General features: G+C 64.0%; 16 protein-coding genes and 3 pseudogenes. 6 read left to right on the top strand and 13 right to left on the bottom strand.

Features of this window, described 5'->3' with window-relative positions; translation table 11 throughout:
- Positions 1-218 (top strand): annotated as a pseudogene (locus FS320_RS47190) (hypothetical protein); the annotation flags it as partial.
- A gap of 241 nt (positions 219-459) precedes the next feature.
- Here the strand turns inward: FS320_RS47190 and FS320_RS19145 are convergent.
- Positions 460-948, bottom strand: coding sequence for an Lrp/AsnC ligand binding domain-containing protein (locus tag FS320_RS19145; RefSeq protein WP_162003093.1), 489 nt, complete (start codon positions 946-948; stop codon positions 460-462).
- Positions 949-1,052: 104 nt separating this feature from the next.
- Here FS320_RS19145 and FS320_RS19150 point away from each other — a divergent pair, with 104 nt between their 5' ends.
- The 3 genes from FS320_RS19150 to FS320_RS19160 are packed head-to-tail and all read left to right on the top strand — an operon-like array spanning position 1,053 to position 4,664.
- The gene (locus FS320_RS19150; protein WP_152713399.1) at positions 1,053-2,261 is read left to right on the top strand and encodes a diaminopropionate ammonia-lyase; all 1,209 of its coding nucleotides are present in this window, start codon (positions 1,053-1,055) and stop codon (positions 2,259-2,261) included.
- Positions 2,258-3,493 carry a Zn-dependent hydrolase gene (locus FS320_RS19155; protein ID WP_152713400.1) on the top strand — a complete coding sequence of 412 codons (1,236 nt, stop codon included), beginning with the start codon at positions 2,258-2,260 and terminating at the stop codon, positions 3,491-3,493. The genes FS320_RS19150 and FS320_RS19155 overlap by 4 nt, the downstream gene beginning before the upstream one ends.
- Before the next feature lie 10 nt (positions 3,494-3,503).
- Positions 3,504-4,664: a M20 aminoacylase family protein gene (locus tag FS320_RS19160; RefSeq protein WP_152713401.1), complete on the top strand. Its 1,161-nt coding sequence runs from the start codon at positions 3,504-3,506 to the stop codon at positions 4,662-4,664.
- Positions 4,665-4,835: 171 nt separating this feature from the next.
- On the opposite strand, the gene ybaK is transcribed toward FS320_RS19160, so the two are convergent.
- From ybaK to FS320_RS19195, 7 genes are all read right to left on the bottom strand, one after another.
- Positions 4,836-5,306: a Cys-tRNA(Pro) deacylase gene (gene ybaK / locus FS320_RS19165; protein WP_152713402.1), complete on the bottom strand. Its 471-nt coding sequence runs from the start codon at positions 5,304-5,306 to the stop codon at positions 4,836-4,838.
- A gap of 30 nt (positions 5,307-5,336) precedes the next feature.
- Positions 5,337-6,002: an urease accessory protein UreE gene (locus FS320_RS19170; protein WP_152713403.1), complete on the bottom strand. Its 666-nt coding sequence runs from the start codon at positions 6,000-6,002 to the stop codon at positions 5,337-5,339.
- A 71-nt stretch (positions 6,003-6,073) separates the two neighbouring features.
- A complete protein-coding gene (locus FS320_RS19175; protein ID WP_244627228.1) occupies positions 6,074-6,559 on the bottom strand; it encodes a nucleoside deaminase in 486 nt (161 codons plus the stop codon).
- 6 nt (positions 6,560-6,565) lie between these two features.
- Positions 6,566-7,531 (bottom strand): xanthine dehydrogenase accessory protein XdhC, encoded by a 966-nt coding sequence (gene xdhC / locus FS320_RS19180; protein ID WP_162003094.1) that lies wholly within the window; start codon positions 7,529-7,531, stop codon positions 6,566-6,568.
- Positions 7,528-9,858 carry a xanthine dehydrogenase molybdopterin binding subunit gene (xdhB, locus tag FS320_RS19185; protein WP_152713405.1) on the bottom strand — a complete coding sequence of 777 codons (2,331 nt, stop codon included), beginning with the start codon at positions 9,856-9,858 and terminating at the stop codon, positions 7,528-7,530. The genes xdhC and xdhB overlap by 4 nt, the downstream gene beginning before the upstream one ends.
- Before the next feature lie 4 nt (positions 9,859-9,862).
- The gene (xdhA, locus tag FS320_RS19190; RefSeq protein ID WP_162003095.1) at positions 9,863-11,344 is read right to left on the bottom strand and encodes a xanthine dehydrogenase small subunit; all 1,482 of its coding nucleotides are present in this window, start codon (positions 11,342-11,344) and stop codon (positions 9,863-9,865) included.
- Between the two features lie 124 nt (positions 11,345-11,468).
- Positions 11,469-11,909, bottom strand: a complete 441-nt coding sequence (locus tag FS320_RS19195; protein WP_152713407.1) for a VOC family protein — start codon at positions 11,907-11,909, stop codon at positions 11,469-11,471.
- Between the two features lie 197 nt (positions 11,910-12,106).
- Here FS320_RS19195 and pepN point away from each other — a divergent pair, with 197 nt between their 5' ends.
- Together pepN and FS320_RS19205 are read left to right on the top strand one after the other, a co-directional pair.
- Positions 12,107-14,758 (top strand): aminopeptidase N, encoded by a 2,652-nt coding sequence (gene pepN / locus FS320_RS19200; RefSeq protein WP_152713408.1) that lies wholly within the window; start codon positions 12,107-12,109, stop codon positions 14,756-14,758.
- 245 nt (positions 14,759-15,003) lie between these two features.
- The gene (locus FS320_RS19205; protein ID WP_338105408.1) at positions 15,004-17,277 is read left to right on the top strand and encodes a sensor histidine kinase; all 2,274 of its coding nucleotides are present in this window, start codon (positions 15,004-15,006) and stop codon (positions 17,275-17,277) included.
- A gap of 295 nt (positions 17,278-17,572) precedes the next feature.
- Here FS320_RS19205 and FS320_RS19210 read toward each other — a convergent pair whose 3' ends face one another.
- The 5 genes and pseudogenes from FS320_RS19210 to FS320_RS19225 form a co-directional block, all read right to left on the bottom strand.
- A complete protein-coding gene (locus FS320_RS19210; RefSeq protein ID WP_152713410.1) occupies positions 17,573-17,797 on the bottom strand; it encodes a hypothetical protein in 225 nt (74 codons plus the stop codon).
- 126 nt (positions 17,798-17,923) lie between these two features.
- Positions 17,924-17,983: pseudogene (locus FS320_RS50775) on the bottom strand (hypothetical protein); the annotation flags it as partial.
- 203 nt (positions 17,984-18,186) lie between these two features.
- A pseudogene (locus FS320_RS45985) lies at positions 18,187-19,299 on the bottom strand (calcium-binding protein); the annotation flags it as partial.
- Between the two features lie 478 nt (positions 19,300-19,777).
- Positions 19,778-22,765, bottom strand: coding sequence for a bifunctional [glutamine synthetase] adenylyltransferase/[glutamine synthetase]-adenylyl-L-tyrosine phosphorylase (locus FS320_RS19220; protein ID WP_338105410.1), 2,988 nt, complete (start codon positions 22,763-22,765; stop codon positions 19,778-19,780).
- A 240-nt stretch (positions 22,766-23,005) separates the two neighbouring features.
- Positions 23,006-23,992 (bottom strand): IS481 family transposase, encoded by a 987-nt coding sequence (locus FS320_RS19225; protein ID WP_152713412.1) that lies wholly within the window; start codon positions 23,990-23,992, stop codon positions 23,006-23,008.
- Positions 23,993-24,090: the final 98 nt, after the last annotated feature.

Below are 24,090 nucleotides of genomic sequence, written 5' to 3' on the forward strand. Positions count from 1 at the left end.
CGCCATCGGGGGGAGAGACGCCCGTCAGACGCGCCGCGGGGCTGTTGCCGCTCACCGTGCCGGAAGTGCGCCGTCTGCTCTGGCATCTGGTGTGGGAGCGGCCGCCTTCGGTTGAGGCCGTCGAGCACTGGTCGGTGTGGCGCCGGCGCCATCAGCAGCGGGCGCGCGAATGCCACTGGCGCAAACGCACCCGACGCCGACGCAAGGCCCGGCTGTAGTACTAGAACGGTTACAGGCAAAAATGTTGGCCCGCCTAAAGAGTTAAGGTTCGGCAGCCAATTGCCTATACCGTATCACAAGCGCCGGAAACCTATGAAATGTGCTCACAACGCCTGGGTAAGCCTCGATGTTTGTGAAGGTCGGCTTACCGTCCGAACCCGAAAAATCGCGCTAAAATCTGCCCAATAACAGAGCATTATTCACCAGCAGTCGGATTGGGGCAGCGGTTAGGTAGTTCGATCATCCCGGCAGAGGAACCGCCAATCCGACTTTGACGCGGTCCATGGCAACGAAGGTGCGGAATCGCTTCACGTTGTTATTCCCGAAGAACAGGCGACGCGTGAGCGCCTCGTAGGCTGTCATCGTCGACACCACGACAACCAGAACGAAATCAGCCTCTCCGGTGACGTAGTAGCACTGCTGCACCTCCGGAACCGACGTGAACTCCCGCTTGGCGGCATCGATCAACTCCGCCGTCTCGCTGATCACCTCGACCTCGACGAAGATCGTGATGGCTTGGCCGACCTGGGCCGGATCGATCACTGCGACATTGGCCTGGATGACACCTGCTTCCTCCATCCGCCGAATGCGGCGTTGTACGGCCGGGGCTGACAGACTGACGGCCTCGCCGATCACCCGCTGAGGGGTGGAGTTGTCCCGCTGAAGGATGTCCAGGATCGCCAGATCGAAAGAATCAAGGGCAATCGAGGACGAAGATTTGGACACCACGGATCTCACCAACCGAAACAAACTTGCTTTCAGAGGGCCGAAATAGAGCGCCTTTCTCGTTCCACCTGCAATATCTTTTCGCCATCTCGGTCAAAGGAACGGCGATGCTTCTTCTCAACCAGCACCCCGACTACCGCAGCCCCCTGGATCCGGTCGATGCCGAGACCTTGGACATGAAAGCTGCCGACGAGGTTGAGCGATACCTCACCTACCGTGACAATCATGCGCCGACGCCTCTCCACACCCTACCGGCTCTGGCCGCCGAACTCGGTGTCGGAACGATCCACGTCAAGGATGAGGGCTTCCGGCTGGGCCTCGGCAGCTTCAAGGCCCTGGGTGGCTCCTACGCGGTCATCCGGCTCGTGCTGGAGGAAGCCAGCCGCCGGCTCGGAAGGCAGATCGACATCGCCGAACTGCACGCGCCCGAGGTTCGTTCCATCGCCGCTGGCATGACGATGGCCTGTGCCACCGACGGCAATCATGGTCGCTCGGTGGCCCAAGGCGCGCAACTTGTCGGTGCCAAGGCCGCCATCTTCGTTCACTCCGGCGTCAGCGAGGAGCGCGTGGCGGCCATTGCCCGGTTCGGGGCGGACATGATCCGCGTCAAAGGCACCTATGACGACTCGGTCGCCGAGGCGGCACGGGTTGCTGCCGCGCAGGGCTGGATTGTGGTCTCCGATACTTCCTGGCCAGGCTACGAGCGCATCCCCGGGCTGGTGATGCAGGGCTACACCGCGATCGTGCGCGAAACCCTGCGCCAGCTTCGCGAGCCGCCGACCCATGTGTTCGTGCAGGCCGGCGTCGGCGGCGTCGCGGCTGCCGTCGCGGGGCATCTTGCTCTCGCCCTTGGAGACCAGCGGCCGACCTTCGTTGTGGTCGATCCGGCCCGCGCCGCCTGTCTCTTCGAGACTGCACGAGCGGGCCACCCGGTCAAGATCACGCATGGCGAGCCGACGGTCATGGCAATGCTGGAATGCTACGAGCCGTCTCTGGTTGCCTGGCGGGTGCTGTCGCGCGTTGCCGATGCCTTCATGACTGTCGACGAAGAGGATGCGGTTGCGATCATGAACCGCCTGGCCCGCCCCGCCGGGAATGACCCGGCCATCGTGGCGGGCGAGAGCGGCGGCGCCGGCCTCGCCGGCCTCATTCGCGCCGCAGCGGATCCAGAGATCCGAGCAACACTTGACCTCAACGAAGCGTCCCGCGTCTTCGTCATCAACACCGAAGGCGCCACCGATCCGGAGCGCTATGCGGAACTGGTCGGGATGCGGCCTGACGCCGTCGCAACCACCACCAAAGGGGCAGACGCATGAAAACGCTTTCCATCGACGCGGATCGCCTGCTCGGCCGATTGCGGAACCTTGGCCAGATTGGCCGCGACAGCGACGGTAGGCTGGTCCGGCTCGCCGGCTCCGACAACGACAAGGCCGGACGCGATGCCTTCGTTGCCTGGATCCGCAGCGCAGGCCTCGAGGTCGCGGTCGACCGCATCGGCAACATCTTCGGGATCTGGAGGGATGACGCGAATACGAACCACACCCCTGTCCTGCTCGGCTCGCACATCGACACCGTCATCAACGCCGGCATCTATGACGGCTGCTACGGCGTGCTCTCTGGGCTGGAGGTGATCGAGACCCTCCAGGCTTCGGGGTTCGTTCCCGCCAATCCAATCGCTGTCGCTGCCTTCACCAACGAGGAGGGCGTGCGCTACGCCCCCGACATGATGGGCTCGCTCGTCTATGCCGGCGGGCTCCCGGTCGAGGAAGCGCTGGCGACGGTTGGCACCGATGGCACCACACTTGGAGCCGAGCTGGAGCGGATCGGCTATGCCGGGTTCGAAAAGCCGGGCTTCCTCAAGCCGCATGCCTATATCGAACTGCACATCGAGCAGGGACCCGTGCTGGAGCGCGAGGGCATGCCGATCGGCGCGGTCGAGAACCTTCAGGGCATCTCCTGGCAGCGGGTCACCATCGAGGGCGAAGCTAATCACGCCGGCACGACCCCGATGTCGATGCGCCGCGATGCTGGCCATGCCGCGGCTCGCGTCGTCACCTTCCTGCGCGACCGGGCCCGGAGAGCGAACACGCCGACCGTCGCCACGGTCGGCTGCATGAGCTTCGAGCCGAACGCGATCAACGTCATTCCCTCCCGTGCTACCTTCACGGTCGACCTGCGCGATCCGGATGAAGGACGCCTCCAAGCGGAGGAGGCTGCCCTTGCTGCGTACCTGAAGGAACTGGCGGCCGCCGAGGAGGTCACGATCTCGGTCGAGCGACTGGCGCGGTTTCAGCCGGTGGCCTTCGACAAGAATATTGTGGAGTTGATCGAGGATGCCGCTCGGAAGCGCGGGCTGGCCTCGAAACGTATGACCTCGGGCGCGGGCCACGATGCCCAGATGATCGCCCGCATCGCACCCTCAGCCATGATCTTCGTACCGAGCATCAGCGGCATCAGCCACAATCCACGCGAGCACACGCCGGATGCCGACCTCGTCGCAGGCGCCAACGTCCTCCTCGACGTCGTCACCCGCCTCTCAGCCCAATAAGGAGACGTCGATGCCCCTGGACCTGGACGCGTTGAATCGGGAAATGAGCGCTTGGCGGCGTGACCTGCATGCCCATCCGGAGTTCGGCTTCGAAGAGAAGCGCACGAGCGCCTTCGTCGCCGCCAAGCTGCGGGAGTTCGGCCTCGACGAGGTGGTCGAGGGCGTGGGTGGCACCGGCGTCGTCGGCACGCTCACACGCGGCAGCGGTAACCGGGCCATCGCGCTCCGGGCCGACATGGACGCCCTGCGCATCACCGAACAGGGAATGCAGGACTACCGCTCGCAGAACCCCGGCACGATGCACGCCTGCGGCCATGACGGCCACACCGCCATGCTGCTCGGGGCTGCCAAACTGCTCGCCGGGGAAGGTGGATTTGACGGCACCGTACGCTTTGTCTTCCAGCCTGCCGAGGAATGGGGCAAGGGCGCACTCGCCATGCTGGCCGATGGGCTGATGGAGCGATTCCCGTTCGAGGAGATTTACGGCTTGCACAACATGCCGGGCCTGCCGGTCGGCCACTTCCAGACCCGCGTGGGGCTGATCATGTCGGCGGAGGATAATTTCGAGATCGTTCTGAAAGGCGTTGGTGGGCATGCCGCTCGCCCGCATTGGGGAAATGAGGTGCTGGTCGCCGCCTGTGCGACCGTGATGAACCTCCAGACCATCGTGTCCCGTCGCCTGAGCCCGACGGACATCGGCGTCGTGTCCGTGACGGAACTGATCACCGACGGGACGCGCAACGCCCTGCCGGGGCTTGCCCGCATCCTCGGCGACGCCCGCAGCTTCCAGCCTGAGATCAGTGCCGAGATCGAGAGGCAGATGCGCATCATCGCCGAGGGCACGGCTCTAACGTACAATGTCACCGCCGAGGTGACCTACACGCGCGAGTTCGTGCCGCTCCTGAATGATGCCACCCTGGTGGACGAGGCATTCGCGGCTGCCCGGGCCGTGTTTGAGGCAGACCACGTCTCGACCGCCCGCGAACCGATGACAGGCTCGGAGGACTTTGCCCGCTTCCTGGAGCACGTGCCCGGCTGTTTCGTATTTGTCGGCAACGGCAAGGATTCCTGGCCCCTACACAACCCGTCCTATGACTTCAACGATGAAGGGCTTGTCTACGGCGCACGCTTTCACGCCGCCATTATCCGACAGCGCTCGCCATCGGTCTGACCGCATAGACCGAGCATGTCGGATCCACCGCTTAGAGGATCGCTCTGTGTCACAGGCGCTCCTTAAACACGGCCGTACATCGGTCCGCTCATCGGTTCATTGTAGACTTGACTGCGCCGGCACGGCAGTCCCGATCTCAGGACTCGCGCCGGTACCACGAAGCGCCACGGTTCAGATCACCCCGGCCACTTTCGCGTCCAGCACCGCCGCCGCCGCGTGAGGGTCGAGCTTCACCTGCAGGCCTCTCTGGCCGCCGTTCATGAACACTTGCGTGTGCTCGAACGCAGATTGCTCCAGCACGGTCGGAACGCACTTCTTCTGGCCGAAGGGGCTGATCCCGCCGACGTGGTAGCCGGTGACGCGCTCGGCGTCCGTGGGCTTCATCATCTGAGCGGCCTTGCCGCCCAGAATTGATGCCAGCTTCTTCAGGTTCACTTCCTGATCCGAGGGCAGGATCACGCAGGCCGGCTTGTTGTCCACCAGCACCATCAGGGTCTTGAGTACGCTCGACGGATCGGCCCCCATGGCCTCGGCCGCCTGCAGGCCGATGCGCTCCGCATTCGGGTCGTACTCGTAAGCATGAACCGAGAAGGAGATTCCGGCCTGCTGCAGCGTCTGGGTCGCGCGGGTGGTCTTGGACATGGCCGTGAAAAGTCGAAGACTTACGCCCGATCAGTGATCGTGCTTGTGCCCGTGGTGGTGACCGCAGCCGCAGCCGGAACCGTGTTCTTGATGATGCTCATGGTCGTGGTGATGATGGTCGTGACCATGCTTGTGGTCGTGCGCATGACCGTGCCCATGGTCATGATGCTCATGGCTGTGAGAATGAGCTTGGCTGTGGCTATGGCTCTCGCTGTGGCTATGGCCGTGACCGTGATGATGGTGGTGATGCTCATGATCGTGGTCGCAGACATGGGCGCTGCGCTCCGGCTTGAAGGGCCGCTCGACGGGAGTTGCCGTACAGCCCTGCCCGCGCACGAGTTCGGCGACAGCCGGGTTGTTCTCGACGTAGAGGGCGTCTGCCGTGACTTCGACCAAGCCATGGCTGCTGCCGAGATGCCAGGCGAGGCGTGTGAGGCGTAAGGAGTTCTCGGCCTTGACCTCCAGCAGAGGCTCGGCCGCAGCCTTGACCTGGATGAGCTGGCCGTCCTCGAGCCGCAGGGCATCGCCGTCGTTGATGGTGGTTTCCATGTCGAGGTCCAGCAGGATCTCGGTCCCGCCCTCGGCCCTTAGCGTCCCCTGACGGCAGTTGCGGGCCTCGTGGTCGAGGGTGATCGTGGCGACGACACGGTCCGCCTTCACGGCGGGCTTGCGGACGATGGTGGTGACGCGGGGCATGGGCTGTCTCGATGAATGTCGGGTGAGGCTTAGATAGGAAGACGTCCGGCGGAACCCAGACCGGCTCCGAATTAATAGCTGATCTTGTCGTCCTTGTCCGCCCAGGCGTCGAAGACGGCCCGGGCCTCCAGGCTCGGCAGATGATCCATGGGGAGGATGCGCTCGGCTATGGGCTTGGGGATCTCGTCATAGATCAGGCTGTCGTCGAAGCCGATATCGGCGGCATCCTGCCGGGTGTTGGCAAAGACGATCCGGCTCACCCGCGCCCAATAGGCCGAGGCGAGGCACATGGGGCACGGCTCGCAGCTCGTATAGAGCGTGGCGCCTTCCAGGGAAAAATCGCCAATTTCCTGGCAGGCGCGCCGGATCGCCGTGACCTCGGCATGGGCCGTCGGGTCGTTGGCGGAGGTCACCTGGTTCCAGCCCTCGGACAGGACCTTGCCGTCGCGCGCGATCACGGCGCCGAACGGGCCTCCGGCTCCCTTGTCCATGTGCTCGCGGGACAACTCGATGGCACGCGCCAGATAGCGCTGATCGTCGGTCTTCATGGTGTTCATGGCGGCTTATGTATCGTTTGAGGCGGCGGGAGGCGAGAGATTTCGCTCAAGGCGCCCGTGTTCGCGAACCTGCAGCAGCTGCACCGTCACTGAGGCGGCGATGACCGCCGGGTCCTTGTCCGCGATCCCGGGCAGTCCAATCGGGCAGACGAGCGAGCGGATTTTCTCCTCCGCCAGTCCCAACTCCCGAAACCGCTTCTCGAAGCGCGCCCGTTTCGTGGCGCTGCCGATGAGGCCCACATAGGGGAAATCCCGCTTTAGGGCCGCCGCGGCGATCGCCATGTCGAGGGGATGGTCGTGAGTCATGACTAGCATGAGGGAGCCTGGCTTCGCCTCGGCGACTTCGGCCTCCGGATCCCACATGCGGACCGCCTTCGCGTTCGCTGGAAGATGGGCGGGGAACGCGTCGTCCCGGTCGTCGAGCCAGCGCACGGCAAAGGGCAGAGGGGCGAGCGACAGGACGAGCGCGCGGCCCACATGGCCGGCGCCGAAGATGAGAACGGGCGTGCGGGCCTCGCCATGGGTCTCTCGCCAGCCGGTCCAACGGTCGTCGCCCACGGCGGAGGAGAATTCCCGCCGCACGCGGCCTTCCTCCATCCGGCACTCGACCTCGAACAGCCCGCCTTCGGCTTCGGCCTCCACGAGCGGCCCGAGGTCTTCGAGATCCCGGCTGTCGAAGGTCTCGATCAGGATCTTCACCCGGCCGCCGCAGCATTGGCCGAGATCGGGCCCGAGCGCCTGATCGACGATCCGCGCCGGCCCGCGGCCTGCACCCAGCATCTCGCGGGCGATGTCGAGCATGCGGAATTCGAGCTGCCCTCCCCCAATAGTGCCGTGGAAAGCCCCATCGGGCCGAACCACCATACGCGCGCCTGCCTCCCGAGGAGCGGAGCCTTTCACGTCATGCACGGTGATCAGGGCGCCGCTGCCGTGCCGCGTCACGAAATCGGCGAGTTGGTTCCAGACCCTCACCCCATCGGCCTCCCCTGCAGGCTCTCGCAGGCGCGCAGGATCGCCTCCGGCGTCGCGGGTGCGTTCAGCGGTGCGGGTTTCGACGGGTCGAGCGTATGGATCGCATCGGCGAGCGCGCAGAACACGCTGTTGGCCAGCATGATCGGCGGTTCGCCCACGGCCTTGGAGCGATAGATCGTCTCCTCGCGGTTCTCGTTGGGATAGAGCGCGACATTGAAATCGGCAGGCACGTCGGAGGCGACCGGGATCTTGTAGGTGGAGGGAGCGTGGGTGAGCAGATGCCCCTCCTTGCCGAAGACCAGCTCCTCCGTCGTCAGCCAGCCCATGCCCTGCACGAAGCCGCCCTCGATCTGGCCGATGTCGATCGCCGGATTGAGCGAGCGTCCGACATCGTGGAGGATGTCGGTGCGCACCACGCGGTTCTCACCGGTGAGCGTGTCGACGATCACCTCCGAGCAGGCCGCGCCATAGGCAAAGTAGAAGAAGGGCCGCCCGGTCCCCTTCTCGCGATTCCAGGTGATCTTCGGCGTCTTGTAATGTCCGGCCTCCGAGAGCTGCACGCGGGCCGCGATGCACTTCTTCGCCAACTCGTCGAAGGACAGGCTCTGATTGCCGATGAAGACCCGGTCGTCGCGGAACTCGATCTGCTCCTCAGGAATGCCGTAGGCCTCGGCCGCATAGGCCATCATGCGCTTCTTGATCGCGCCCGCGGCAATGCGCGCCGCCATGCCGTTGAGGTCCGACCCGGAGGAAGCCGCCGTCGGCGAGGTGTTCGGCACCTTCGCGGTGGTCGTCGCGGTGATGCGCACCCGCTCCATGGCGATGCCGAACTCCTCGGCCACCACCTGCGCCACCTTGATGTAGAGCCCCTGCCCCATCTCGGTGCCGCCGTGGTTCAGATGCACGGAGCCGTCCTGGTACACATGCACCAGGGCGCCCGCCTGGTTCATGTGGGTGAGCGTGAAGCTGATGCCGAATTTCACCGGCGTGAGCGCCAGCCCCCGTTTCATGATCGGCGAGGAGGCGTTGAAGGCCGTGATCTCCTGGCGACGCGCGCGATAGTTCGAGGTCTGCTCGAGCGTTCGCACGAGGTTGAGGAGCGTATCCGTCTCCTCCACCTCCATGCCGTATGGCGTGTGGTTTTCGCCCGGCCGATAGAAATTGGCGTAGCGCACATCGAGCGGATCGCGCCCCGTTTCCCAGGCGATCTGGTCCATCACATGCTCGATGGCGAGCATGCCCTGCGGGCCGCCGAAGCCGCGGAAGGCGGTGTTCGAGACCGTGTTGGTCTTCAGCCGCTTCGAGGCGATATGGACGGCCGGCATCCAATAGGCGTTGTCCGCATGGAACATGGCCCGGTCGACGACGCCGCTGGAGAGATCCGCCGAATAGCCGCATCGGGCCAGCAGATCGACCGCATAGCCCTGGATGCGGCCCTCGCCGTCGAACCCGACCTCCCAGTCGCAGCGGAAGTCGTGGCGCTTGCCAGTGAGGATGAAATCGTCGTCCCGGTCGAGACGCAGCTTGCAGGGACGTCCCGTCACGCGCGCCGCAAGGGCCGCGGTGACGGCCCATTGCGTCGCCTGGCTCTCCTTGCCGCCGAAGCCGCCGCCCATGCGCCGCGTCTCGCAGGTCACGTAGGCATCGGGAATATCGAGCACGCGGGCGACGACGTGCTGCACCTCCGTGGGATGCTGGGTCGAGGAATAGACATGGATGTCGCCATCCTCGCCCGGGATCGCCAGGGCGATCTGGCCTTCGAGATAGAAGTGCTCCTGCCCGCCGACGCGGAACTGGCCTTGCAATTTCTTCGGCGCCTGCGCGATCGCCGCATTCGGATCTCCGCGCCCATAAGAATAGTCCGGCAGCACGGTTTCGCCGCGTTCCAGCGCATCCTCGACCGTGATGCTGGGCACCTCGGCTTCGATCTCCACCACGGCCTTCTTGACGGCGCGGCGCGCTACGTCGCGGTCCGTCGCGACGACGGCGAACAGGGCCTGGCCCAGAAAGCTGACGTCGGTGGCGACGAAGAGCGGATCGTCGCCGAAGGCGGGCGACACGTCGTTCTTGCCGGGAATGTCGGCCGTGGTGAGAACCGCCACGACGCCCGGCACGGCGCGTACGGCCGACACATCGAGGGCGAGCAGTCGCCCGCGCGCCTTCGGCGACTGACCGATGGCGACGTGCAATGTACCCTCGGGCTCGCGGATATCGTCGATATATTGCGCGGAACCCTGAACGTGTTTGACGCCGGAATCGTGCGGCAGGGGCTGGCGGACATGACGGAGGGCTTCCGCATCCATCGTTGGTTTGGCGGGTGCGTTCATGGCCCTACTCCGCCGCCTCGAGCGCTTCGCGCCGGCCGACAATCCGCGTGGCCTGCGTCTCGCCCGATGCGGTTTCGCTCAAGGCCTTGAACACGAGATTGCGGGCGATTGTCGAGCGATAAGCGGAGGAGGCCCGGTGATCGTCGAGAGGCTGGTAATCGCGCGCGATGGCCGCCATGGCCTCGCCCCATGACGAAGGCTCGTCGAGGGACAGGCCGATCAGCGTCCGCTCCGTCTCGATGGCGCGTTTGGGCGTTCCCGCCATGCCGCCGAACGCCACGCGGGCATCCGCGATGCGCCGCCTGTCGAGGGTGAACTTGAAGGCGCCGAGGGCCGCCGAGATGTCCTCGTCGAAGCGCTTCGAGATCTTGTAGGCGCGAAAGACCTCGTCTGTTTTCAGCTTCGGCACTCTCACCCGGCGCACGAATTCGCCCGGCAGGCGATCCTGCTTGCGATAGGCGATGAAGAAGCTCTCGAGCGGCATGGTGCGGACGGTCTCGCCCTGCCGCAGTTCCAGCTCCGCGCCCAGCGCAACGAAGGCCGGCGCGAGATCTCCGATGGGCGATCCGTTGGCGATGCTCCCGCCCACGGTGCCCGAGGCGCGCACCTGCAGCGAGCCGAACCGGCGCATGATCTCGCCGAGATCGGGATCGATCCGCACCAGCGACGGATGGATCTCGGAGTGTGTCACCGTCGCGCCGATGCCAAGGGCATCCGAGGAATCCTCGATGAGATCCAGCCCGGCCACGCGCCCGAGCCAGATGACCTTCTCGATCTCCATCATGGCCTTGGTGATCCAAAGGCCCACATCGGTGCAGCCGGCGACGAGCGTCGCGTCCGGATGCTGTGCATAGAGCGTCGCGAGCGAGGCCTCGTTCGCCGGCGCGGCGAAGAAGCGGGTCTCGTTCCCGATGAAGACCTCGCGGCCGTCGGCAAGGCTCATGAGACCCTGAGCGGTCTGCTCGCTGCGTGCGGCGAACGTGTCGTTCGGCTGTTGATGGCAGACCTGAAGGGTCGCATCGACGATCGGCCGGTAACCGGTGCAGCGGCAGAGATTGCCGGCAAGCGCATCGTTGACGTTCTCGCGGCTCAAGGGCCGTTCGCCCTCGTGATAGAGAGTGAACAGGCTCATGACGATCCCGGGGGTGCAGAAGCCGCATTGCGACCCGTGGCTCGCCACCATGGCGGACTGGACGGGGTGCAGCTCGCCGCCTGCGGCCAGATCCTCGACGGTGACGAGTTCCGCTCCGTCGACCTGGCCGAGCAGCAGGATGCAGGCGTTGACCGGCTCGTAACGGACACGCTCGCCCCTTAACCGGCCGAGCGCCACGGTGCAGGCGCCGCAATCGCCCTCCGCGCACCCCTCCTTGGTGCCGACGCGACGCTCCTGAAGCCTCAGATAGTCCAGAAGCGTGGTGCGCGGGTGAAAACCTGAAACCTCGACTGCCTGTCCGTTCCGCCAGAAGCGGATTGTGTCTCGTAGCACGATCATCCTCCGCCGGTTGCACCCGACCCTATTATGGTGAGCCGGGTAGAATGACGGAGCAAGGTTTTTTCGCCAAGAGGATCCTCAATGAGGAGGATCGGTCGTTTCGAGCTTCAGCTCAAGCTCACCAGGATCCGGTATTGGGCATGGACGCCCAGGGCTCCTGCACCGGCTTCGGCTCGCCGCGCTGGAGCAGCTCGATCGAGACGTTGTCCGGGGATTTGACGAAAGCCATGTAGCCGTCGCGGGGCGGACGGTTGATGGTGACGCCCGCTTCCATCAGCCTGCGGCAGGTTTCGTAGATGTCGTCGACCCGGTACGCGAGATGGCCGAAATTGCGGCCTCCGGCATATTCATTCTCGTCCCAGTTGTGCGTGAGCTCCAAGAGCGGCGCCTTTGAATCCTTCGCCCTCTCGACATCGCCGGGTGCCGCCAGGAAGACGAGGGTATAGCGCCCTTTCTCGTTGTCCGTCCGGCGGACCTCGACCAGCCCGAACTTGTTGCAGTAGAAGTCGAGAGACTCTTCGAGGTTCGCGACGCGAACCATCGTGTGCAGATATTCCATGATCAGTTTCCCTATGGGTCGGCCATAGGTGATGGCGTATTTGCCGAGGAGATCAAGAGGTACCTTTTTCTTGCGCCGAAAAAGCCTTGGATTTGCTCAAGATCAGGTGACTTTTAACGAATGCTGCTCCAAGCAGTCTTGCGGTCTCTCCCCAAGGCCCTAGCTTCCGAGGCAACTCAGTTTCAAATGAGTATTTGATGCGCACCGATACAGCCCAGATCGTTCGCCTTGAGGACTACCAGCCCAGCGACTTCCTGATCGATCGTGTCGAACTCGACGTCAGACTGCACCCAACGGAAACCCGGGTCACGGCCACCCTCGTCATGAGGCCCAATCCGGAGGGCCGCTCGGACGCCCCCCTCGTCCTCGACGGCGAAGAGATGAACCTGAAGGCCGTGTCTTTGAACGGACGCACCCTGACGGCCGAAGAGTTCGAAGCCTCTCCGCAATCGCTCACGATTGCACAAGCCCCCCGCCAGCCCTTTACGCTGACCGTCGAGACCGAGCTCAACCCGACCGCCAACACCAAGCTCATGGGCCTTTATCGGTCGAGCGGCAATTACTGCACGCAATGCGAGGCCGAAGGCTTCAGGCGCATCACCTATTTCCTCGACCGACCCGACGTTCTCAGCGTCTACAACACGCGCATCGAGGCCGACCGTGACGACGTTCCCGTTCTCCTGGGCAACGGCAACCGAATCGAAAGCGGGTCCATCGACGGTTCCGACAGGCATTATGCCGTCTGGCACGATCCGCACCCGAAGCCGTCATATCTTTTTGCCCTGGTGGGTGGGCGCCTCGGCCGGGTATCCAAGACCTTCACCACGATGAGCGGACGCGAGGTGGAACTGGCGATCTACGTGGAGCCCGGCAAGGAGGATCGGGCGGATTACGCTCTCGATGCGCTCGAACGCTCCATGCGCTGGGACGAGAAGATCTTCGGGCGCGAATACGACCTCGACGTGTTCAACATCGTCGCCGTGTCCGACTTCAACATGGGCGCGATGGAGAACAAGGGCCTCAACATCTTCAACGACAAATACGTTCTGGCCAGCCCTGAGACCGCAACCGATACGGACTACGCCCATATCGAAGCGATCATCGCGCACGAGTATTTCCATAACTGGACCGGCAATCGCGTGACCTGCCGCGACTGGTTCCAGCTCTGCCTGAAGGAAGGCCTGACGGTCTTCCGCGACCAAGAGTTCTCGTCGGACGAGCGGTCCCGCCCCGTGCACCGCATTGCCGAAGTGAAGACCTTAAGGGCGCGGCAGTTCCTGGAGGATTCGAGCCCCCTCGCCCATCCGGTGCGGCCCACCCAGTATCGCGAGATCAACAACTTCTATACCGCCACCGTCTACGAGAAGGGTGCGGAGATCGTCCGCATGCTCAAGACAATCATCGGTGACGACGACTTCCGGCGCGGCATGGATCTCTATTTCGAGCGCTGCGACGGCACCGCCGCCGCGGTCGAGGACTTCCTGCGCGCCTTCGCCGATGTGACGGGCCGGGATCTGTCGCACTTCGCCCGCTGGTATGAGCAGTCGGGTACGCCACGGGTCAAGGTGAAGGGGCATTACGACCCCGACGCAAGGACCTACCGCCTCGATCTTGCGCAGAGCACCCCTCCGACGCCTGGCCAGGCGAAGAAGGAAGCCATGGCGATCCCGGTCGCCCTCGGTCTGGTTGCACATGACGGCTCGGCGATGAGTGCGAGTTGCGACCGTGTCGACCAGCGCGGCGTGTTCCTGTTCGACAAGCCTGAGGACAGCATTACCTTCACGGGCGTGGCGTCCCTGCCCGTCCCGTCGCTGTTCAGGGGATTCTCCGCCCCGGTCAAGCTGTCGCTCGATCTGCCTAACGAGGAATTGCTGGTTCTCCTCCGGCACGACACGGATTCCTTCAATCGCTGGCAGGCCGCCCAATCCGTTGCCATGCGCCTGCTGGTTTATCTCTCGACGGGCGTTGAGGTCGCCGACGAGGACATCGATGCCTTCTCGGCCGCTCTCTGCTCCTTCACGGACCGGAATGCCCAGGACGATCCTGCCTTCGCGGCGCTTGTCGTCACCCTTCCCAGCGAAGCGGACGTTGCGCAGGAGATCGGGCAGGACGTGGACCCCGACGCCATCCATCGCGCACGCTCGGAGATGCGGCGTCGCATCGGTCAAGGCTGCGCCAAGCATCTGCAGCGCTTCTACGAGACGCTGACCGTGTCCGGCCCCTACAGCCCGGATGCGGCAAGCGCCGGACGGCGGGCTCTGCGCAATGCATCCCTCGATCTACTCGCCGCAGCCGATCCGGACACAGGCGAAGCGCTCGCCGTGAGGCAGCTTGAATCCGCGAGCAACATGACCGATCGCCTCGCCTCCTTGAGCGTTCTCACCACCCTGCCCGGCGCGGTGCGCGAGGAAGCCATCGCCCGGTTCGGGGACCGCTATCGCAACGAGCCTCTCGTGCTCGACAAATGGTTCACGCTGCAGGCTGCGATCCCGGAGGACGGCACCTTGGAGCGGGTCAAGGCTTTGATGCAGCATCCGGCCTTCTCCATCGCCAATCCCAATCGCGTGCGCTCGCTCATCGGTAGCTTCGCCATGCTGAATCAGGTTCAGTTCAATCGGGCCGACGGAGCAGGCTACCGCTTCCTGGCCTCGATCGTTCTGCGTGCTGACGAACTGAACCCACAGCTCGCGGCACGCCTTCTGACCGCCTTCAGCACGTGGCGCATGATGGAAAGCACTCGTCGATCGCACGCGGAACAGGTCCTGCGTTCCATCGCGCAAAAGCCCAATCTTTCCCGCGATGTAGGGGATATCGTGAGTCGTTCTCTCGAAGATGGACAGTCGAAATAACCTTTTTATTTGAAAAGGTTATCGAGTTGTCCCGGATTTCCCCAAGGGAACGCAGAATGGGAAATTTTTTATTAACCTTCGGGTTCTACTAACTAGACAAATCACCCGCTCAAGATTCTATTGTTAGTGATTCGGAGAGATGCGGCACGTCCTCCGATGCAGGACGAAAATGGTTCCGGAGGAAGCATCGCATGGCGGGGGCGGTGACCGCATGCGTACCCGCACGCGCGGGTACGATTCTAGGGGTGACGCGATCAGACGCGAACCCGGCATATCGACGGCTCGAGCAATATGAGCCGCTGCTGAGGCTGGCGGTTCCCGCTCTCCTGGTCCTGTTTCTCATCACGCTTGCCGGCAGCGCCTGGATCCAGATCCGCGATGGCCGCAAGGACACGCTTTTCGACGCCATCAACGACATCGACATCATCGCTTCGCTCTCGGCTGCGAAGCTCGGCACCGCCCGTGCACCCGCCGACCGGGTACAGGCTTCGGCTCAGCTCGAGCGCTTGGCGAAGGATATGCCGCCGATCGCCCTGACGCAGAACCGTTCTCTCATGCTGGTCGATCAGGCAGGCGCGATCCTGGCGGTCTACCCGCCCATGGAAGAGGCTCCGGCCAAGCTCACGGATATCCTGGGCGAGGCGCAGCCCCTGATGCTTTTCGCGGACCGCGCCGGCGTCATGACGATCAAGCTTCCCGGCGGCATCGAAGGCATGGCGACCGTCCGTGCGCTTCACGCCTCCTCCGGCCAGATCGCGCTCGTGCAGCCGATGCCGCACATTCTGTCCGGCTGGTGGACGCGCACCATCGGCCATGTCTCGCTGCTCGGCGCCACGATCATGGTTCTGCTCGGCATCGGCGTAGCCTATGTAATGCAGGCGAACCGCGCCCGCGCCGCCGACGAGGTCTGCGAGAAGGTGCGCGACAGGATCGACTCCGCGCTCAACCGCGGACGCTGCGGCTTGTGGGATTGGGATATCGGCCGCGGACGCATCTACTGGTCCGACTCGATGTACGAGCTCCTGGGCTACGAGCGCCAGGACGAGTTCCTCTCCTTTGGCGAAGTGAACACGATGATCCACCCTGAGGATCAGGATCTCTTCACTCTCGCCGAGCAGCTCGCTTCCGCCAGCACCTCGCTCGTCGACTACGAGTTCCGCATCCGCAGCATTTCGGGCGACTGGGTGTGGCTGCGCGCCCGCGCCGAGCTGATGAACGATCCGGACGATGCGGCCAGCCATCTCGTCGGCATCGCCGTGGACGTGACCGAGCAGCGCGGCTTGGAAGAGAAGACGGCCAAAGCCGATGCGCGCCTGCACGATGCCATCGAGGCGATCTCCGAAGCCTTCGTGCTGTGGGACGCCAACAACAATCTCGTGCTCTGCAATTCGAAGTTCCAGAAGCTGCACGAGCTACCGGCCGATGCGCAGCTCCAGGGCAAGTCTTATGCGGACGTGATGGCTCTCGGCCGTCCGCCGGAGGTGCAGCATCAGTTTCTGCGGCGCGAGCAGCAGGATGTGGGTGCGCGCACCTTCGAGGCGCGCCTGCAGGACGGCCGCTGGCTGCAGATCAACGAGCGACGCACCAAGGACGGCGGCTACGTGTCCGTCGGCACGGACATCACCGCGCTCAAGCGCCACGAGCACCGTCTCGTCGAGTCCGAGAAGGAGCTCATCGCGACCGTTCTCGATCTAAAGCAATCGCGTCAGAAGCTCGAAGCGCAGACGCATCAGCTGGCCGATCTCGCCGAACGCTATCTCGACCAGAAAGCGCAGGCCGAAAGCGCCAACCGAGCAAAATCCGAGTTCCTCGCCAACATGAGCCACGAGCTGCGCACGCCGCTCAACGCCATCATCGGCTTCGCCGAGGTGATGCAGAGCGGCATCTTCGGCTCCCTCGGCTCCGACAAGTACGAGGAATACTGCACCGACATTCGCTCGAGCGGCGAATATCTCCTGTCGGTGATCAACGACATTCTCGACATGTCGCGCATCGAGGCAGGCCGCACCTCGCTCACCAAGCAGCCGATCGAGGTCCACGCCTCGATCCAGCGCGCCCTCAAGCTGGTAGGCGAGCAGACCAAGGCCAAGAACCTGTCCGTGACCGTCGATGTGAACCCCGAGGACATCCTCGTGCCGGCGGACGAGCGTGCGCTTCACCAGATCCTCGTCAACCTGCTCCAGAACGCGACCAAGTTCACGAGCGACGGCGGCTGCATCACGGTGCGGACCCGCCAGGCCGGCAATGCCGTCAACATCTACGTGGAAGACAACGGCATCGGCATTCCCGATCACGCCCTGCACAAGCTGGGGCAACCGTTCGAGCAGGTCGAGACCGAGTTCTCGAAGAGCTACAAAGGCTCGGGGCTCGGCCTCGCCATCGCCCGCTCCCTCGCCGAGCTCCACGGCGGCTCGCTCCGTATCAGAAGCCAGGAAGGCCTCGGCACCATCGTCCTGGTCCACCTGCCGCTGACGGAAGCGACCAACGCCGATATCGCCCTCGCCGACGCGGGAGCTTGATAAAGAGCCGGACCGGACCGGACAGGACGGGTGCACGATCTAGAATCGCTCGGATGATGCTGAGAATGCTGATCTTGCCTTCGTGTGAGACAATCGACTTGTCGCCTTCAACCCGCGCGAACGATAAGGGCACAGAAACGCTCACTCACAGTCAATCTCTGTCTGCGCGGTTCTCGACGAGCTTCCGATAGTCGGATCTGGAAGCAAGACTTTCAGCGACAGAGGAAGGGCGCAGCTGCTGCCGCGCCCTGTGGCTTCTTTCTGAGCGGCGCAACCGAGCCTGCCGCCGGACCGCTTACAGGATCTGGAAGCTCGCGGCGCTGAGCTGCGCATGGTTGGCGATCACGGCGAACTTGATCGCCGCCACGCCCCCCGCTCCATCAGCATCGTACGACAGATCGCCCGTGCTCTGGTTGTAGACGATCCGGTGCGCCGCCGTGGTCGCTGCCGCCCCGAGCGTGAAAGCCGCGCCCGCGAGAGCATCGTAGCCCGCCGCCGCAAACACGCTCCGGCTCAGCACGATCCGGTCGCCCTCGGCCCCCGAGAAGTCCTGCAGCGTGTCGACGTTGCCGGCCCCGAGCGCGGTCGAGAACCGGAAGGTGTCCGCCCCGGCCCCGCCGTTGAGCACGTCGCCGCCGAAGCCGCTGTCGAGCCAGTCGTTGCCGGCACCGCCGAACAGATAATCACCGCCGGCCTTGCCGAGCAGCGTGTCGTTGCCGCCCTCGCCGTAGAGCTGCGCGCCCGAGCCGCCGCCGCGGTCGAGCTAGTCAGGGTATCGGCGAAGTTCGAGCCCTGCAGCACCTCGATGTTGGAGACCTGATCGCCCGCTGCCGCGCCGCCATTGGCGTTGCCGGTCATGTCGACCACCACGCCGCTGGTGGCGCTCTGGTAGGAGAGCACGTCCCAGCCGGCACCGCCGTCGAGGATGTCACCACCCGGACCGCCGTCGAGCCAATCGTTGCCGGCGCCGCCGAACAGGGCATCGCCGCCGCCCTTGCCGACGAGCCCATCATCGCCGCCCTCGCCGTAGAGCTGCGCGCCGCTGCCGCCGCCACGATCGATGCTAGTCAGGGTATCGGCGAAGTTCGAGCCCTGCAGCACTTCGATGTTGAAGATCTTGTCACCGGCGGCCGCGCCGCTGTTGGCATTGCTGGTTAGGTCCACCGTCACGCCGCACGTCGCGCTCTGGTAGGAGACCACGTCCCAACCGTCGCCGCCGTCCATCAGGTCGGCGCCCGCCCCGCCATCGAGCCAGTCGTTGCCGGCGTCACCATAGAGGGCATCGCTGCCGGCAGAGCCGATGAGGCCATCATCACCGGCCAGGCCGAACAAAAACCCCTTACCAACAAGATGGTCATTGCCGGACGAGGCCATGACGATATCGAAGCTGAGGACCACGCCGCCTTTCTGCACAAGACTGACGTGGACTCGGTGATTGCCGGGAGGCCCACCGGCAACGGGGCTCGCAGATTGTTCGTCGAGCACATTGTATAATGGCTGACCGTCGTTAGGACCGCCAACAATTGTCGGTTCTTCCAAGATCAAGGTCAGCGGGCTATTGCTGCTCTGCCCTCCGATGACGACCGGTTCCTCAAAAGTGACGGACATGGAGCCGTCTGCCGAGTAATAGGTCGTTACCCCATTCTCTATGATGGCATAACTTCCGAACTCCAAAGTGAGCTTTTTCCGCAGGGTCAAGACCAGTTCTTCGCCGACTACAATATTGGGATTCTGCGAATTCAGCGTGTCTATGCCCAACACGAGAGTGGAGTTGGCCGTCGTCGTTTGACCTGTGACCGGATTATAGACGACCGTGATGCCCGCATGAGGGTCGTTCGATCCGGAGCCTTGCGCCTGACCTGAGCCGCCCGAGGAATACGAAGAACCCGTTCCGGAACCGCCTGTCTGGTTGCCGGTGATGGTTCCGGTTTGGCCAGTCCCTCCCCAAGCAACTCCGCCGCCACCCGTGTTGCTGAACACACGCTGCATATCAAGTTCAAAGATCGTCGCGGCCGTAGCCATGGTCTTGCCCCCTTCGGACGAGGATGGCCCGGGGAACGCATCCGTTGCAGCTAGAGAGAGACCAACCGCAAGCGTGATTACGTTCAAAAGGCCAACCGGAAATGTTCAGCCCTGAACTATTAAACGTTATATGGATACAACTATTTGGCAAGTGTTTTCGGATCCATCGATTGTTGTCATCAGGCACAACCAGAGGTTATGTAAACTTTAGAGAAGTCTATTCAAATTAATCTTACCAAAAACCTGTTTTTTATCCTGAAATCCACGACCTAGCACAAAACAATACATCAAGAATGTCCGCATTATTTTGAGTACAAGCTGCTCTTATGCGGACAAATTTCAGAAATTACTTTGCCATTGTCTCCGGGTCCCCAGCGAGAGGTGTGAGCCCCTCAAGGCTCCTTTACGGCAGACCAACGGACATGCTTCATCGAGGCAACACCGCCCTTTCAATTTCCGGGCTGATGGGGTCGGACCATCAAGCGCTTCGGCCTGTGGATTTCCGGCGCGGTGCAACCCTTAGTATCCGATCATAGAGGTCAGCCACCTGGCTCGCGGTCTCCCTCAGATGGTGCAGGAGCACCTTCGGGTTCGGCAGCCCGGCAACGGTCGCGAGCCGCTTGAGAATGGCCGGCGAGACGGATGCGGGATCGAAGCGCCCCTCAATGGTGAGGCGTTGCCACTGAAAGATCGCGTTGAACAGGCGGTGCGCCTCCACGAGGCTGCGCGCCTCCTCCTCGCCGATCAGCCCGGCATTGCTCGCCTGCGCAAACGTTTCTTCCGATGCCTGGCCGACCAGGCTCGGATGGGCGGCGCCGTGCGCCAGTACGAAGGCCTGCGCGATGAAGTCGAGATCGGTGAGACCGCCGCGGGCGAGCTTGAGATCCCACGGATCATCGTCGCCTTTTTCCTGGGCAATGAGTTCGCGCATGGAGCGAACCTCGGCGAAGACTTTTGCCGGATCCCGCGCCGTTCCCACGATCCGCCGCACGGCAGCCTCGACCACCGTGCCGAAGGCTTCGTCGCCCGCCAGCACGCGGGCGCGCGTGAGAGCCATGTGCTCCCAGAGATCCGCCTCCGTGGTCTGATAGGCGACGAAGCCCTTGAACTGCGATGCAACCGGGCCTTTGCCCCCTTGCGGCCTCAGGCGCAGATCGACCTCATAGAGAAGGCCGCGCCGCGTGGGCACCGTGAGCGCCGCCACGAGACGCTGGGTCAGGCGCGTGAAGTAGACCACCACGTCGAGCGGGCGCGGTCCCGTGCTTTCGCGCCGCTCCTCATCGAAATCATAGATGACGACAAGATCGAGATCGGACCCGGCTGTGAGTTCTTTTGTGCCGAGACGGCCCAGACCGAGGATCGCGATGCTCGCCCCCGGCACCGTACCGTGGTCCGCCTCGAACTCCTGCCGCACGCGTTCGAAGGAAGCCCGGACGATGGCGGTCGCGACGGCGGCATAGGCCTCGCCGGCCTGCGCGGGAGAAATGATGTCGGACAGGAGGCGCGCACCGGTGATGAAGCGCATCTGCCGGGCCGCATCGCGGGCGCGGTCGAGGAAGTCCTCGTAGCTTTCGGGATGGCCGATGATCTGGCGCACCTGCTCTTCGATGGCGGTCTCGTCGACAAGCGGGGTGTTGAAGGCCGGATCGATCAGCACGTCGAGTACATGCGGGGATTGCGCCACCGTGTTGGCAAGGCGTGGCGCGGTGCCGAGGAGATCCGCGAAGCGCAGGCGCAGCTTGTCGTGAGATTGGAGAATGGTGAGAAGTTCGACGGCGGCGGGCATGCGGCCGAAGGCGCTGTCGAGGGCAGCGAGCGCGCCATCGGGATCGGCCGTGCCGCCGAGCGCGGAAAGCAGTGCCGGCGTCAGTTCGGTGAGCACCTCGCGGGCACGCGCGCTCTGGATCGCGGGACGGCGGCCGAAATGCCAGCCGCGCACGGTTTCCGCAACGCGCTCGGGCTCGCGAAAGCCGAGGCGCTGGAGAGTGGCAAGCGTCTCCGGATCGTCGGCGGTGCCGGTGAAGACGAGGCTGCCGGCATCGGAGGCGAGTTCCGGCCCTTCCTCGAAGAGAAGCGCATAATGCCCCTGCACGATCTTCGCCTGGTCCGTAAGGGCTTTGGAGAAGGCTTTTAACGTGGGATAGCCACAGAACTTTGCAAAACGCTTGAGCTGCTCCTCGTCCGTCGGCAGGCGCTGCGTCTGCTCGTCCGCCACCATCTGCAGCCGGTGCTCGATGGTGCGCAGGAATCGATAGGCGTCGGAGAGTTCGTCCCGCGCCTGCGCCGTGATCCAGCCCTCATCGTGAAGGGCCTTGAGCATGTCGAGAGTGCGCCGTCCCCGCAAGGCCGGCCGGCGTCCGCCGAAAACGAGCTGCTGCGTCTGTACGAAGAACTCGACCTCGCGGATGCCGCCGCGTCCGAGCTTGATGTCATGGCCTGCGACCGCGATCTCGTCATGCCCTCGCACCGCATGGATCTGCCGCTTCATGGCGTGCACGTCGGCAATGGAGGCGAAGTCGAAGTATTTGCGCCAGATGAACGGACGAAGCTCGTTCAGAAAGGCATCGCCAAGCGCGAGATCTCCTGCCACGGGGCGCGCCTTGATGAAGGCGGCGCGCTCCCAGTTCTGCCCGACCGTCTCGTAATAGACATAAGCGGACGACAGCGACATGGCCGTCGGCGTCGAGCCCGGATCGGGACGCAGGCGATAATCGACGCGATGCACATAGCCGTCCGCGGTGCGCTCCTGCAGGAGCTTGGCGAGCTGCTGGGCGACGCGCGTGTAGACCGTCGCCGCTTCCGACGCGTCCTTCAGTACGGTCGTCTCGGGATCGAAGAAGATGACGAGATCGATGTCGCTCGAATAATTGAGCTCGCCGGCGCCATGCTTGCCGAGCGCCAGCACGGTGAAGCCGGAACCCTCTCCTGGAGCGTCAATGTTCTTGAGAGTGATGCGGCCGAGATCCGCTGTCTCGGTGAGAACCAGGTTCACGCCACCGGCCACGGAGGCATCCGCAAAGTCGGACAAGGCCTGCGTGACCTCTTCCGTGCTCCACAGGCCGCCCATGTCGGCGAGGGCCACGAGAAGCGCATGGGCGTTGCGGTTCTGCCGGAATGCGCGCATGGCATCGTGTCGCGCGATCGCGCCGGACCGCAGGTCACGGAACAGATTGAACTGGCTCTCGACGAGGGCGCGATGCGTCTCTTCCGGCGGCTTCAAGGCGAGCCTCGCCATCCGGGCCGGATGGTTGACGACGAGCTGCCAGAGGAAGGGAGAATGGTCGGCCAGGGCGAGAAGGAGATCGCGCAGCAATCCGCTGTCGAGATGGCTCGAGAGCGCCTCGGCCTCGGGCTCTTCCCGGACACGTTTGACGAAGTCCGCCAGCTGCGTCTTCGCGCGCTTCGTATCCGCAACCAGCGGGGCTTTCGTCAGGCGGTCGAGAAGGGAACTCGTCTGGTCCGGCACGGCCAATCCATCGGGTATCTGCGGGCGCCTTGAGTGTTCACGCCGGAGAGCCGGAGGCAATCGAAATTTTGGGAGTGCCTCAGTTTGACCTGACACCCTCCACGTCATCACCGGCCTCGTGCCGGTGACCCCGATTGGAAAAGCGCCGCACTCTTCGCATCGGGATGGCCGGGACAAGCCCGGCCACGACGAGGGAGTGCATCTTCAGGCAGCGCAAACGGCACTGCCGAAATTATGGCCTTAGCTGTCTGGATGCGAGACCTCCTTGGCGGCAGCGATGACCTGGAGGGCGGGCGGCAACGCGTCTGAATCGGGCGGCTTGTAGCGGCGGTTGGCCAGCTTCGGCTCGGCGGCCAGGCGGCTGCGCACCACCTCATCCGGTGCTCGCCCCTTCAGCACGCGCTGACGTCTCCTGTTGTAAGCCTGATTGAAGCCCTTGAGCAGCGTCTCGAGATCCCGATGGCTATAGATCGTGATGCCGAGCACCTCGCGCTGCACCCGCCCGTTGAAGCGCTCCACGAGACCATTGGTTTGCGGTGTATACGGCTTGGTCCTGCGGTGCTCCAGCTTCAGCTGGCGGCAGGCCTCTTCAAAGCCATCGGCGGTAAAGCAGGATCCTCTGTCGGTGAGCACGTGCGTGATCTTGAAGGGAAACGCGCGGACCGCCTCTTTCAGGAAGGCGACCGCGCTGGTGGCCAGCTCATCGTCCTTGACGGCCAGATGCACCCACCGTGAGCAGCGGTCGATGGCCACATACAAATAGCGCTTGCGGCGCTCGCCGTTGGCGGTCTGCAGCTTGGGCAGGTGCTTGATGTCCATGTGCACGAAGCCGAGATCGTAATCCTTGAACGTGCCGCTCCGGCGCTGGCGCTGCTGCGCCGGGGGCAATCGTCCCAGACCCTCGGCCTTGAGGATGCGGTAGACGGCATCGCGGTTGAGATGCGGCAGGAAATGGCTGACCACAAACGTGAGGTCATCGAGCGGGAAGCCGGTGGCCTGGCGCAGGGCACAGACGATGGCGCGCTCTTCCTCGGTGGCCTTCCAGGGCAGCTTGTGCGGCCGGCTGCTATGGTCCTGGCAGTCCTGTGCGCCGCGCTTGCGCCACTTGCGGATGGTCTCGGTGCTCACGCTGAAGCGCTGGGCCAGCACGCCGGTGGGCTCTCTCGAGCGGGCGATCTCCTGGCGGACAGCGGGGGTGGTGCGGGCTTGCGGATGAAGGGAGTGCATCACGTCCTCCTGCGGTGAGAAGCTCGGCGTCGCAGGCCGTCAAAGCGCCAAGTGTACTCCTCAATGGCGTAACGCACCCGATCCCAACAACGTTCCGC

Origin of the sequence: Microvirga tunisiensis (assembly GCF_009296175.1) — a bacterium.
Lineage (GTDB): Bacteria > Pseudomonadota > Alphaproteobacteria > Rhizobiales > Beijerinckiaceae > Microvirga > Microvirga tunisiensis.